Annotated in this window: 11 protein-coding genes; all 11 read left to right on the top strand. The window is 42.6% G+C overall.

Annotation, left to right across the window (positions count from 1 at the left end; all coding sequences use genetic code 11):
* Positions 1-335 precede the first annotated feature (335 nt).
* Positions 336-920, top strand: a complete 585-nt coding sequence (locus tag BM294_RS14040) for a biotin transporter BioY (protein ID WP_036612813.1) — start codon at positions 336-338, stop codon at positions 918-920.
* A gap of 12 nt (positions 921-932) precedes the next feature.
* Positions 933-3,380, top strand: coding sequence for a uroporphyrinogen-III C-methyltransferase (cobA, locus tag BM294_RS14035; protein WP_036612811.1), 2,448 nt, complete (start codon positions 933-935; stop codon positions 3,378-3,380).
* Between the two features lie 116 nt (positions 3,381-3,496).
* Positions 3,497-4,507, top strand: a complete 1,011-nt coding sequence (nirJ2, locus tag BM294_RS14030; protein WP_036612808.1) for a putative heme d1 biosynthesis radical SAM protein NirJ2 — start codon at positions 3,497-3,499, stop codon at positions 4,505-4,507.
* Positions 4,500-5,684 (top strand): radical SAM/SPASM domain-containing protein, encoded by a 1,185-nt coding sequence (locus BM294_RS14025; RefSeq protein WP_036612806.1) that lies wholly within the window; start codon positions 4,500-4,502, stop codon positions 5,682-5,684. The genes nirJ2 and BM294_RS14025 overlap by 8 nt, the downstream gene beginning before the upstream one ends.
* Positions 5,685-5,888: 204 nt before the next feature.
* Positions 5,889-6,986 (top strand): siroheme decarboxylase subunit beta, encoded by a 1,098-nt coding sequence (gene ahbB, locus BM294_RS14020; RefSeq protein WP_139225898.1) that lies wholly within the window; start codon positions 5,889-5,891, stop codon positions 6,984-6,986.
* A gap of 77 nt (positions 6,987-7,063) precedes the next feature.
* Positions 7,064-7,624: a precorrin-2 dehydrogenase/sirohydrochlorin ferrochelatase family protein gene (locus BM294_RS14015; RefSeq protein ID WP_051671787.1), complete on the top strand. Its 561-nt coding sequence runs from the start codon at positions 7,064-7,066 to the stop codon at positions 7,622-7,624.
* A 293-nt stretch (positions 7,625-7,917) separates the two neighbouring features.
* Positions 7,918-9,177 (top strand): ammonia-forming cytochrome c nitrite reductase subunit c552, encoded by a 1,260-nt coding sequence (locus BM294_RS14010; protein ID WP_036612801.1) that lies wholly within the window; start codon positions 7,918-7,920, stop codon positions 9,175-9,177.
* A gap of 203 nt (positions 9,178-9,380) precedes the next feature.
* Positions 9,381-10,709 carry a cytochrome c biogenesis ResB family protein gene (locus tag BM294_RS14005; RefSeq protein ID WP_036612799.1) on the top strand — a complete coding sequence of 443 codons (1,329 nt, stop codon included), beginning with the start codon at positions 9,381-9,383 and terminating at the stop codon, positions 10,707-10,709.
* Positions 10,699-11,529, top strand: coding sequence for a c-type cytochrome biogenesis protein CcsB (gene ccsB, locus BM294_RS14000; protein WP_036612797.1), 831 nt, complete (start codon positions 10,699-10,701; stop codon positions 11,527-11,529). Before BM294_RS14005 ends, ccsB begins: the two co-directional genes overlap by 11 nt.
* Positions 11,530-11,640: 111 nt before the next feature.
* Positions 11,641-12,069, top strand: coding sequence for a hypothetical protein (locus BM294_RS13995; RefSeq protein ID WP_091209516.1), 429 nt, complete (start codon positions 11,641-11,643; stop codon positions 12,067-12,069).
* 12 nt (positions 12,070-12,081) lie between these two features.
* Positions 12,082-12,525 (top strand): hypothetical protein, encoded by a 444-nt coding sequence (locus BM294_RS13990; RefSeq protein WP_091209514.1) that lies wholly within the window; start codon positions 12,082-12,084, stop codon positions 12,523-12,525.
* Positions 12,526-12,656 lie beyond the last annotated feature (131 nt).

Raw genomic sequence — 12,656 nt, 5'->3', positions numbered from 1 at the left:
CTATGCTCTCTATACATTTCCTGACGGCTTTTTCGGCATTGTAAATAGGGACAATTATGCTTACCTTAGGCATGCTTTTTTCCTCCATGAATATTCCTTACTGAATATCATTTTACACAAATTCCGGCATTTATTACAATCGTATATAAAAAGATAAAAAGTATAAAGATTAATACCACAGAACTTTGATCTTAGTTTCAGCTCTATATTGCTTTCTATTTTCACGTCGGTCGGTGGGATTACTGCGATAGAAATAAGAACTTATACATGATATAATCTATCTATCATTTTGTGGATTTAGGAATTTTATTTTAGGGAAAAGAAGGGGAAAGGAAATGACAAAGAATCTGAATATAACTAAATCGACATCACTTGTCTTATGTGGTCTTTTCACAGCACTCATGGCTGTAGGAGCATTTATAAAGATCATGCTCCCAATCGGAATATGGCAGGTGACATTTTCGCTACAGATATTTTTTGCTGTTATGGCAGGGATGTTCCTCGGCAGCAAAAATGGTTTCTATAGTGTGCTTGCTTATGTGCTGGTAGGGCTTATGGGAGTTCCGGTTTTTGCACATGGTGGCGGTATCCAGTATATGATGAAGCCGACCTTCGGATTTATAATCGGATTCATAGCCGCAGCCTGGATCAGCGGTCTCGTTACTGAAAGTAAGAGCGGAAAAGGTATGGGAAAACTCATACTTGCCGCATTTCTTGGTGAGATGGCATATTATTTCTTTGGGCTTCTATACTATTTCATAATGTACAACTATGTTCTCACAAACGGAAAATCCATCGGCGTAGTTGCACTTATTGAAGTATGGTTTCTGAGCACTGTCATTCCGGATTTTATAATCTGCGCTTTGGCTGCAGTAACCTATAATCGTATTTATCCACTTGTTAAAAACTACATTTGCTGATTATTCTGCATTATGAAAAAACTAATCATTGCAACCAGAGGAAGCAGGCTCGCTCTGGCTCAGACAGATATAGTTTGCGGCCTTCTTAAGAAAGAAAATATAGACTATGAGATCAAGGTAGTTCACTCCAAAGGGGATCATAATCAAAAGGATGCACTATCCAAAATAGGAGGGAATGGGCTTTTTATACGTTCTCTTGAGACGGAACTTATTGAGGGTAATGCTGACATCGCTGTTCACAGCGCAAAGGATCTTCCATATGATCTGGGAGAGGGGCTGGTGATAGGCGGCGTGCCAAAGAGAGGCGACGCAAGGGATTGCCTTGTGACATTAAAGGGCGCGGGACCTGAACAACCTATGGTCATAGGCACAGGAAGCCCCAGAAGGATAAGTGAATTAGAACAGCTTTTTCCGAAGGCGGTTTTTGAAAACCTCCGTGGTAATGTTGACACGAGACTCAGAAAATTAAGTGAAGGCCGGTACACTGCCATTGTTGTTGCGGCAGCAGCGCTGGACAGGCTTGATTTGGATTTTCAGGAATATGACATCAGAAGACTTGATATCAGGGAGTGCATCCCTGCCGTTTGTCAGGGAATGATCGCAGTGGAATGTCGTGAAAAAGATAGGGAGATCGTGGAGCTTCTTGACAGAATATCTGATCCAGTAACGAAGCTTCGATTCGGAATAGAAAGATATCTTTTCAGCAGGATGAAAGCGGACTGCACTCTTCCCGTGGGAGCACATGCAGAGATAGATGGAGAAGAAGTTCGTATTTCGGCTATGTTCAGGGGCAAAAAATGCGAGCGGACAGGTAAGGTCAAGAACCATAAGAGTGTTTGTGATGATATGGTAAGGGAATTAACCGGAAACCGTTCAGGTAAGGTTACCCTTGTGGGAGCAGGCTGCGGAGAAGGTCTTATAACCCTAAAAGGTCTTGATGCTGTAAGTAATGCTGATGTCATAGTTTATGATGATCTTCTGGCTGTGGAAGTTCTTTCCCGGATTCCTCAGAAAACAAAACGAATATATGTTGGGAAAAGATCCGGAAAGCACAGTCTTCCTCAGGAGGAGATCAACCGCATACTGATCCGGGAAGCGCAGGAAGGAAATAATGTTGTCCGCCTTAAGGGTGGAGACAGTTTCGTTTTCGGAAGAGGCGGAGAGGAAATCCTTGCACTCATGGAAGAAAACATCCGCCATGAGGTCATACCCGGTGTAACATCATGTGTTGCTGTTCCCGAAAGATTCGGAATTCCTGTAACCCATCGGGGCGTGGCACGTTCCTTTACCGTGGTTACCGGTCATACAATGGAAGATGGGGAAATCAGAGTGGATTGGGAGAATCTTGCAAAAAATCCCGGCACACTTGTATTCCTTATGGGAATAAAGAATCTGAGAGAGATATGTGGGAAACTGATGGAGTATGGGAAGCCGGAGGATACTCCGGTAAGCGTATTGTCAAAAGCTTATTGCAAAGAGGAGCAGCGTTTTGATGGTAAGCTTTCCGATATAGCGGATGTGTGCGAGGGAAAGGCATTGACCCCGGGGATCATAGTTATAGGTCAGGTGGCGGGGATGGATTTAAGATGTAAAACAGATTACAGCAATGTTGTTGACCAGGAGCATCTCATAGATTCATACTGTAATGAGGATAAAGAATATAGTGCAAAGTGTGATTCTGATGTGAATTGCGATGATGCAGCTGATAAGGTATGTGATACCGGAAGGTCTGATGTAGAAAAAAAGACAATTACAGTTACCGGTACTGAAAGATTTGTGAATATCCAATGTAAGGCTCTTGAGAAGCTGGAAGCAAAGCTTGTTCCCATGACCACAATGGAAGTCAGGTTCTTATTTGAGAAGATGCCAAAAAGCTTCGAAGACTACAGTTGGATAGTTTTCACCAGCAGAAACGGGATCGAGGCATTCTTCTCATATCTGATGGAAAGTCAGATAGATCTGCGTTCAATCATGAAGCTAAAATTCGCCTGCATAGGTTCGGGAACTGACGAGGACCTTCGGGTTCATGGAATCCACGCGGATTTTGTACCGTCGGAATATACTGCGGAGGTGCTTGGTCGTGAGCTTGCGGAGCATCTCGGAAAGAATGATCGATGCCTTCTTTTGAGAGCGGAGATAAGTTCAGAGGCTCTTTCGGAGGAACTTAAAAAGGGCGGAATAAATTTTGATGAAGTGCCTATATACAGGACTTTAGTTAATGAAAAGCTTGCCGGAGACGGAAAAAAGCAGGTGGATTCTGATTATGTGATATTCGGAAGCGGAAGAGGTGTTGAAGCTTTTTTTACTTTCTGTTCACTTTCTGATGGAACTGTACCGGTTTGTATAGGGCCAAGCACTGCGAAAAAACTTAGAGAACACTATGATGGAGAGTTCCTGATGGCAGGGGAGTATACTGCCGGGGGAATAAGTGAAGTCATATTGAAAGATATGGAATTATAGCCATGCAGTCCGGAAGAAGTGTGTCAAAGCTTCATGGTGAAATATGCATTTGTTGAAGAGTCGATCAGAATTTTATCTTAGTGAAATATGATAAGCGGCTCAAAAAGGAGATTAACGTGATCGTTTCATGGATGACAACCAATAGTTGTAATCTTAAATGTAAGCATTGTTATCAGGATGCCGGTGAAAAAAAGGCTGAAGAACTGACAACCGATGAGGCAAAGAAGCTTATTGACGGAATACAAAGAGCCGGTTTCAGGATAATGATATTCAGCGGCGGGGAAGCTTTAACCAGGCCGGATATATTTGAACTTGTAAGCTACGCTAAGGACAAGGGACTTCGTCCGGTATTCGGTACTAACGGTACTCTGCTTACGGAAAGTGTGGTTGAAAAACTAAAGAATGCCGGAGCCGGTGCCATGGGCATAAGTCTGGACAGCCTGGATGCAAAAAAGCATAATGAATTCCGTGGGGATGCCGGAGCCTACGAAAAAACCATGGAGGGCATAGATAACTGTCGGAAGCTTGGACTTCCGTTCCAGCTTCATGTAACAGTAATGGACTGGAACAGAGACGAGATCCTCGATATTATTGATTTCGGTGTGAAGGTTGGGGCTATCGCAGTTTACATATTCTTCCTTATACCTGTGGGAAGAGGGAAAATGATTGAGGATCATCAGGTGCAGGTGGAAGCTTATGAGCAGCTGCTTAAGGATATCATGCTGAAGCAGAACGAGGTCGCCATAACCATTAAGCCGACTTGTGCACCTCAGTTCATGAGGGTTGCAAAACAGCTTGATGTGAAAGTAAGTCCAAGATTCTCCAGAGGATGTCTTGCCGGGCTTACCTACTGCATCGTAAGTCCGGTGGGAAAGGTGCGTCCATGCGCGTACATGCTTGAGGAGGCCGGAGACATTAGAAAAAAAGAATTTGATGATATCTGGAAAAACAGCGACCTGTTCAGGAAACTGAGAACCAAGGATTACAAGGGAAGTTGTGAGAACTGTGGATATAAAGATTCCTGCGGTGGCTGCAGAGCCAGAGCCGCTTACTACAACAACGGAGATATTCTTGCGGAGGATCCTTATTGTGCCTACGGAAGATTGAGGGAGAAGTCTGATGCTTAGTCTTACCAGAATGCTGACTGAAGATACATATTTTGGCGATGAGCTTCGCTATAAAAAGGGGGCCGCCGAACAACGTAACGGAGTTTCAGAAGGCAAAGGTCCGGTGGTGGTCTGGAATTACACAAGAAGCTGTAATTTAAAGTGCAGACACTGCTATGCGGGTTCGGAAAACAAAAAGTATGAAGGGGAGCTTACTACCGAACAGGCTCTCAAGGTTATAGATGATCTTGCAGATTTTCATGTGCCGGTGATCCTTTTTTCCGGAGGAGAACCTTTATCGAGGAAGGATTTCTTTACACTTGCGGAGCATGCCGCAAAGAGAGGTATCAGGCCTACGCTTTCAACTAATGGAACGCTTATCGATCGGGAAACTGCCGGGAAGATAAAAGATATCGGAGTCGGATATGTAGGCATCAGCCTGGATGGACTTGAGGGGACCAATGACTTCTTCAGGGGATGTGACGGCGCGTATAAAAGGGCAATGGAAGGCATCAGAAACTGTAGGGCCGTAGGGCAGCGTGTCGGACTCAGATTTACTATCAATAAAGAAAACTACCGGGAAGTCGGGGATGTGCTTGACGTTTTGGAGAAAGAAGATGTTGACCGTATCTGCTTCTATCACCTCGTATATTCCGGCAGAGGGTCGGCTATACGTGATGAGGATCTGACTGCTGAAGAGAGCAGAGAGGTTCTTGATCTTATTATAGACAGGACACTGGATTTTTACAGGAGAGGTCTCAAAAAAGAAGTTCTTATGGTGGATAACCATGCAGACGGACCGTATCTTTATCTCAAATTAAAAGAAAAGGATCCGGAAAGAGCAAAGTATATTTTGTCGATGCTCCGAAGGAATGGCGGCAATAGATCAGGAATGGCTTTCGGAAACATCGATTATCTCGGTAATGTTCATCCGGATCAGTTCTCACCTCAGCATACCTTTGGTAATGTTCTGGAAAAGCCCTTTGGGGAGATTTGGACTTCGACTGAAAATCCTGTACAGGCAGGACTTAAGGACAGACATGGGCTGTTGCCGGAAACCTGTAGGAACTGCTGTTGGCTAAACTGTTGTAACGGTAATTTCAGAACCAGAGCGGAAGCCGTAAGCGGGGATTTCTGGGGAATGGATCCGGCGTGCTATCTGACTGCGGAGGAAAGAAATGTTTTAAAGTATCAGTAGATAGATTTCTGTATGTCGTATATGAGATAAAGGGGATCCTGTGAGGGAACCTGCGTGGTCCCGATCAGCATTAGTTGACATTTTAATTGGAAAACCGGAATAGAGCCGACTAGACTGACATCTGTGTGTCAGAAATAATCGGCGTAAAACATGCATTTATAGATGAGATAGAGTATAGAGGCTCAGGGGGCAATGACAGTAAAAATGAGTGGGACACAGATGGTTCCTGATGATTCAGACAAAGCAATTCTTCTACAGCTACAAAATGGAATTGACTTAACCGAAAGACCCTACCTGTGTATTGCAGATAGTGTTGGGTTACCGGAAGAGACTGTTCTGGAGAAAATCCGCAGTATGGCAGAGACCGGGATTATCAGGAGGATTTCGGGTTTTTTTGAAGCCGAATTATTGGGATATCAGTCTGTGCTTTGCAGTGCTGTGGTTCCGGAGGAAAACATTGAACTATACAAAGAATTTTTGGACAGGTATCCGTGTATCACTCATAACTACCTGAGAGACCACAGGATAAACGGCTGGTTTACATTATCAACAAAAGATGAAGCGGACAGAACCCGTATCCTTTCTGAGATTCAGGGAAGCGGACTAGTGAGGAAGATTTATGTCTTTAAAAAGACAAAGATGTTCAAGCTTAAGGTATTGTTTGATCTCGATGGTAAAGAGGAGATACGAAGTGAGAGCGTGGCTGCAGACTCGCAGATAAGTGTCAGAATCGATTCTGTGAAAAAGAGTGCATTTATGACCGGCATCGCCGGAGACTCGAATCGTACGGGGCTTTGTAAAGATGTTGGAGAACATCTTCAGGCGGTCACCCCTGAGGAAATCCGTCTGATTCGTGAGCTTCAGAAACAGTTCCCCCTCTGGGAAAGACCTTTTAAGGTTATAGGTGAAAAAATCGGCCTGGAAGAACAGGATGTGCTCCTTATGACCGGGAAGCTTAAAGCGGAAAAAAGGTTGAAGAGGATATCCGCAGCGTTAAGCCATCATAAAGTCGGCTACAGCATCAACTCCATGGTGGTCTGGGATGTAAAAGAAGAGGATATGGATAAGCTGCCTGAATCAGTTCTTTCCTGTAAGAATCTGTCCCACTGCTATCTTAGGGAAAAGGATCGGGATTTTGATTATAACTTTTACACCATGCTTCATGCGAGAACTGAGGATGAGTACCACAGCATAATGGATATGTTAAAGGAAAACATTCCCCATGAAAAATATGCGGAGCTAAGGACTGTAAGGGAACTGAAGAAGATCGGGATGAAGTATTTTACTGAGGGAACGATATAAAGACATATTTATGTGATATCTTGCGGCTTAACCGGCAGCAATACACGAAAAGATTTGTGACAGGAGAGAAAACCGTAATGGCATATTTCCCTATAATGATAAATCTGGAGAACAGAGAGGTTCTCATAATCGGAGGCGGAGCAACTGCACTTCGGAAGGCAGAAACCATGTTGTCCTACGGGGCTGAAGTTTCTGTGATAGCTAAGGAATTTAAACATGAATTTCCTAAGGATGTGACTCTCATAGAAAAAGAATTTGAAGATAGTGACCTTTTATTAAAAGCTGAAGATTATTTTCTGGTGATCGTTGCCACCGGGGATGGGGAACTAAATGCTCACATTTCGGAATTATGCAAAAAAGAACGTATACTTGTTAATGCTGTAGATGAGGAAGAAAAGTGCAGTTTTATCTTTCCGGCGGTCTGCCGGCAGGGAGATGTTGTGATCGCAGCCAGTAGCGGGGGAAAGAGCCCGTTAGTCACACAATTTCTTCGGGACAGAATTTCAGAATGTATTCCGAAAAATATCGGCGAGATAAATGAGAAAATGGGGAACCTCAGAACCCGTATTCGGCAGGAGGTTCACAGCCAGAAGGAGAGAAAAGAAATATATAAGAAGGCATTGGAAGAAATGCTATAACCTCCATCCCCCTCTATAAACGTAAGTTTTTCTGCCGTTTATCTCTGACATACAGATGCAGATCTAATTTGCTCCAAAAACCGGCATAAATGTCAAGGATGAGCCGGATTCTACATAACTAAAAAATTAATTTTGATACTTAAAGGTATGGAAAAATTTATTCCATTGGTATAAACTGTTATTAAGTATAAGTGTCCGCTCTTTTGGTGTGCACAAAAATGATCGTGTTTATTGTAGCTGGGTTTTATTGATTTTTAGAAGAGATAGTAAGCTTAGGAAAGTTGAGGTCTATCATGAAAAAGCTATTAAAAGATTACTGGTTGGTAGTCATGGCAGCTCCCATTCTGTTGTTCGGGCTGATTGTAAACCTGTACAAGATGAGTGTTCCGAAGCAGGAGGTTGCCAAAACTGAACAGGAGGCGGCAGCAATGACGCCAAAGGCCGCAAATCCGGACGGGGTAATTTCTGCTGATGAGTGGGCAAAGGTCTTTCCGGATATCGTTGAGTCCATCAAGCTGAACAGCAAGCATGATTATCAGACCGATTATCTCGTAGATGATCCTTATCTGGTTGAACTGTATGAAGGTTATGGTTTTGCAAAAGACTATAAGAGCGCCAGAGGTCACTACTATGATCTTGATGACGTTCATGAGACGGCAAGACCTCATGCAAAGGCCAATTGTCTTACCTGTAAGACTGTTAATTTCACCAAGCTGGTCAATGATATAGGTGTTGATGCTTATACCAAGGATTTCGAAGAGGTTTTTTCTTCCCTGAATGAAGGAATCAGCTGCTATAACTGTCATGGCAATAACGAAGCCATGGGACAGCTTACAGTCACCCATCAGTATATGGCAGACGCGCTTGGTGATAATGTTGGCTCCATCCATGCAGCGAATGTTGCCTGTGGTCAGTGCCATACAGAGTATTATTTCAAACCTGAAATTCTTGAATGTACCGTTCCTTACAGCAGTCTGGATACCATGGGACCTGAACCGGAGCTTAAGTATTATAAGGAAATCGGCTACACTGACTGGACACAGGAATCTACAGGTGCCAAGATGCTTAAGGCTCAGCATCCTGAATTCGAGACCTTCCTTTTGGGAAAGCATGGAAAGATGCTTAGCTGTGCTGACTGTCACATGGAAACAGTTACAAGAGCTGACGGAAGTACCTACAAGTCACATGAGCTTGTGAGTCCTCTGGAGAGTAAGACCCTCCTTGAGAGCTGTGCTCAGTGTCATGGAAGTACGGATATGGTTGAATTCGTTCATGGTATACAGGAGAAGGTTCATGCCCGAGAAGACGAAGTAGGCGACAAGCTTGTGGAGCTTAAGAAGGCTCTCGTTGAAGCAAACCAGAGCGGTAAGTGGACTGAGGATGAATTGAACGAGGTTCGCGAGATCTACAGTGATGCCGAGTGGTACTTTGACTGGGATTATGTTGAGAATGCAGAGGGCGCACACAACAGTGAGCTTGCTTATAAGTGCCTTGATACCTCAGAGGAAATGATTAATCAGGCAATGGAGAAGATACAGGCTCACAAGGTATGATGGATTTCCAAGAGAAATGCTTATAGCGCCTTATTGATAGACTTAAACTAATATTCAGTGCATATCTAAAGAGAGGAGGATTTTTCCTCCTCTCTTATTGTATAATTAGAGCATAAGTCTTGCATCAGGCTACATTGCATTCTGAAAGTTCGTAAGCGAAGCAATGCGTAGGACTTATGTATGCAAAAATTTGGGGATGGGATATGAACGGTTTTAAAAAATTCTACAAATTCATTTCGTCCATGAAGCTTGCCCTGGTCTTACTGGGACTTTTGATCATCGGATGTGTCATAGGTTCTGTGATACCACAAGGTCAGATCATGAAGTTATACCAGCAGCAATATGGCGACAGAACAGCGGGGCTGATAATGGCACTGAGTCTTGACGATGTTTTTCACAGCTGGTGGTTCGTGGCATTTACTGTCATCCTGTGCCTCAATCTCTTTACCTGCTCCATATTAAGGACACCGGCACTTATAAAAAGGTGGAAGAGCTTCGGAGATCTTCCGGATGAAAACAGCATTTCAAATAATGTCTCAGTAGAGAGCAGTCCGCACTATATCGGAAGACTTTCAAAAGACCCGGAGGCATTTCTGAAAAGTCTGGGTTTTTCGAGGCAATCCGGAACAAAGCAATCTGAAACAAAGCAAAACGAAACAAAGCAGAGTTATATAGTTGGATTCAGACATAAGGCAGGACTTTTAGGCCCGCTTATCACTCACATAGGAGTGCTTCTTTTGATACTGGGATTTTCTTTTGGGCAGATGTCTAAAGTGGAGTATACCGTTTATGGCCTTCCGGGAGATGCAAAACAGATTGGAGATACGGATTATATTCTTCAGATTGATGATTTTAACATCGGTCTGAGAGCTGATGATACGGTGGAACAGTACACCTCGGATATCACAGTTCGAAATGCAGCAACGGGTGCAAAGGAAAGTGCCAGTGTTTCTGTCAATGCTCCTGCATCATTGTTTGGAATGAAGTTCTTTCAGAATTCCACTGGATGGGCTGCAGACATGCACATACTTGAAAACGGCGAGCTTCTCCAGGAAGAAGCGGTAGAAGCAGGGAATTATGTGACTGTATCTGATAAAACGGATCTGCAGATCGGATTCATGGCATTTTATCCCGATTATCATTACGACAGAGAAAAGGGTCCCTTGACCCTGAGCTCCAAATTCAATAATCCTGCATATCTGTATATTGTTTATTTCCAGGGTTCGGTACTTGGGATGAACACACTTATGGAAGGTGAAGAGCTGACCATAGACGAATATACCGTGACATTTGACAACCCGAGAAACTATACGCTTATTCAGATCAAAAAGGACAGTTTCACTTATTTTGTACTTTTGGGTGGTGTGGTTCTTCTTTTGGGATTATTCCTTTCTCTGTATGTTCAGCCGGAGAAAATATGGTTGAAACAGGAGGGTGATGGATATTTGGTCTTTGGAAGCGGCGGTAAGAGCGGAATTCTTTTTGCTGACAGAGTTAAGGCGAAGTTGAAAGGAAATAACTATGAAAAGTGAAACACTTTTTAATTTAGAAAACAACTTGTTTACGGTGACCATGCTTTTATATTTTGTCAGCATGATCCTCTTTTTTGTCTTCTTTGTGTTCAAAAACCTTAAGGTCACAAAGTTAGGAAACGGAACTTTGATTACAGGCTTCCTTCTCCATACTGTTGTGATGCTTATAAGAGGTATAAATGCAGGAAGACTTCCCATCACCAACCAGTATGAGTTTGCGTCTGCATTTGCCTGGGGTTTATGCTTTGTGTCCATCATTTTTATATACAAATACAAGTTTCAGGCATTGGCTACCTTCTCCGTTCCTGTGATATTTCTGATGATAGGTTATGCTGCAATGCAGAGTAAAGAGGTACATGAGCTCATGCCATCACTCAGGAGCAATTGGCTGGGATTCCACGTATCCACTGCCATCATAGCCTATGGTGCCTTTGGAGTTTCCTTTGCCATTTCTATCATGTATCTCCTTCGTACAAGATCAGTTGCCAATGCTTTTTTTGAGCAACACGTGCCCTCCGGTGAAAAACTGGATATCATCAGTTACAGAGCAGTAAGCCTCGGGGTTTTATTCCTTAGCTTTTGTATGATATCGGGCGCCATCTGGGCGGAGAATGCCTGGGGCAGTTACTGGTCCTGGGATCCGAAGGAAACCTGGTCTTTAGTTACCTGGTTTATCTATTTCATCTATCTTCATCTGAGACTCAGAAGCGGATGGAAGGAGAAGCGGGCCGCCTGGTTTTCCATAATTGGCTTTGTATGTGTGATATTTACTTATATCGGTGTAAATACTCTGCTTCCGGGAGTGCACAGCTACGCCTAGAGCATAACCCACTGGGGACGGTGTCTTCATATGATCAATATATTGACACTGTTGCACAACACTCATATAATGAATACATAGAGAGTTGCACAACACTCATAGGAGGATATTATGCCAAGAGTTAATTTATCAATTAGTCAGGAACTCTATGATCAAATTAAGAAGGCTGCTGATGATAATTTTCTTAGTGTGAATAATATGATCGTGAACGAACTTGAGAAAGCATTCTCAGTAGGTAATGTATATGACTATAGCTATGCAATGGAGTCCTTGATAAAAGAATCTGAAGACATGAAAGCAGAGTTTACCTTATCCGATTTACCGACATTTAAAAATGTAGACAGGATAATTATTGAGTATGGTATAAAGGAATCAGCCGCGTCGGTAAGGGCTCGTTTAGGGAAGATATATAATGAGGCTATACGTAATGGCTTGATAAAGGGTATAGATAGGGCAATTGTAAATAAAGACGGAGAAATGGAAGCAAAATTTCTTTCTAGAGCTGCTGTTTATGTAAAGAAAATCGATGATGCCAGATAGAGGTAGATAGATATGGATGAATGGGATGATTACAGAAAGCCTTACAGCTTGACAGATGATATCAGTTCAACAATAGGTGGTTTCCTTTTTAGTATGCTGTTTTTTGGTGCAATATCAGCAATATTAGGGATGTTGGGATTTTTATTAAAAAGAATAGATATTCTGAATTCTATTTTTATCAGTTGCTTACCGATTATGTTAACGTTAAATAATGGATGGGAGCGAAATGTTTATTTAGGAATATTCATAGCATCAGTAATTGTAATGATTGTATTGCAGCATTCCTTTATAATTATTCGTGTGCTGTGCAGTATCTTCGGATGTCTTACGGTTCTGTTCTTCAGCTATGAATTCAGACTACATGCCCCACGTAAAGAACAAATCATCACTATGGTAATAGCAGGTGTTATATATGCACTTTTGAATTTAAGCTATTGGAATAGTAAGAGCAATTAATAATTGATATTCTTAATCGTAACCAAAGTCATAGGTTTTGTCTCGCAAACAACAAGTTGCAACAATTTTATTATAAAAATATGATGATTGTATTATATATAGGTTATAGATTGATGATACATTCATGATTG

It is taken from the genome of Oribacterium sp. WCC10 (genome assembly GCF_900113415.1).
Classification (GTDB): domain Bacteria; phylum Bacillota; class Clostridia; order Lachnospirales; family Lachnospiraceae; genus Oribacterium.
Note: the sequence above shows the minus strand (reverse complement) of the source record. Positions and strands in the feature narration are given on the sequence as shown.

Bases quoted from the DNA above. Each gene is read 5' to 3' on its own strand.
- ahbB (WP_139225898.1), top strand. From the start codon at position 5,889: ATGAGTGGGACACAGATGGTTCCTGATGATTCAGACAAAGCAATTCTT.
- BM294_RS14015 (WP_051671787.1), top strand. From the start codon at position 7,064: ATGGCATATTTCCCTATAATGATAAATCTGGAGAACAGAGAGGTTCTC.
- BM294_RS13990 (WP_091209514.1), top strand. From the start codon at position 12,082: ATGGATGAATGGGATGATTACAGAAAGCCTTACAGCTTGACAGATGAT.
- cobA (WP_036612811.1), top strand. From the start codon at position 933: ATGAAAAAACTAATCATTGCAACCAGAGGAAGCAGGCTCGCTCTGGCT.
- BM294_RS14010 (WP_036612801.1), top strand. From the start codon at position 7,918: ATGAAAAAGCTATTAAAAGATTACTGGTTGGTAGTCATGGCAGCTCCC.
- BM294_RS13995 (WP_091209516.1), top strand. From the start codon at position 11,641: ATGCCAAGAGTTAATTTATCAATTAGTCAGGAACTCTATGATCAAATT.
- ccsB (WP_036612797.1), top strand. From the start codon at position 10,699: ATGAAAAGTGAAACACTTTTTAATTTAGAAAACAACTTGTTTACGGTG.
- BM294_RS14025 (WP_036612806.1), top strand. From the start codon at position 4,500: ATGCTTAGTCTTACCAGAATGCTGACTGAAGATACATATTTTGGCGAT.
- BM294_RS14005 (WP_036612799.1), top strand. From the start codon at position 9,381: ATGAACGGTTTTAAAAAATTCTACAAATTCATTTCGTCCATGAAGCTT.
- BM294_RS14040 (WP_036612813.1), top strand. From the start codon at position 336: ATGACAAAGAATCTGAATATAACTAAATCGACATCACTTGTCTTATGT.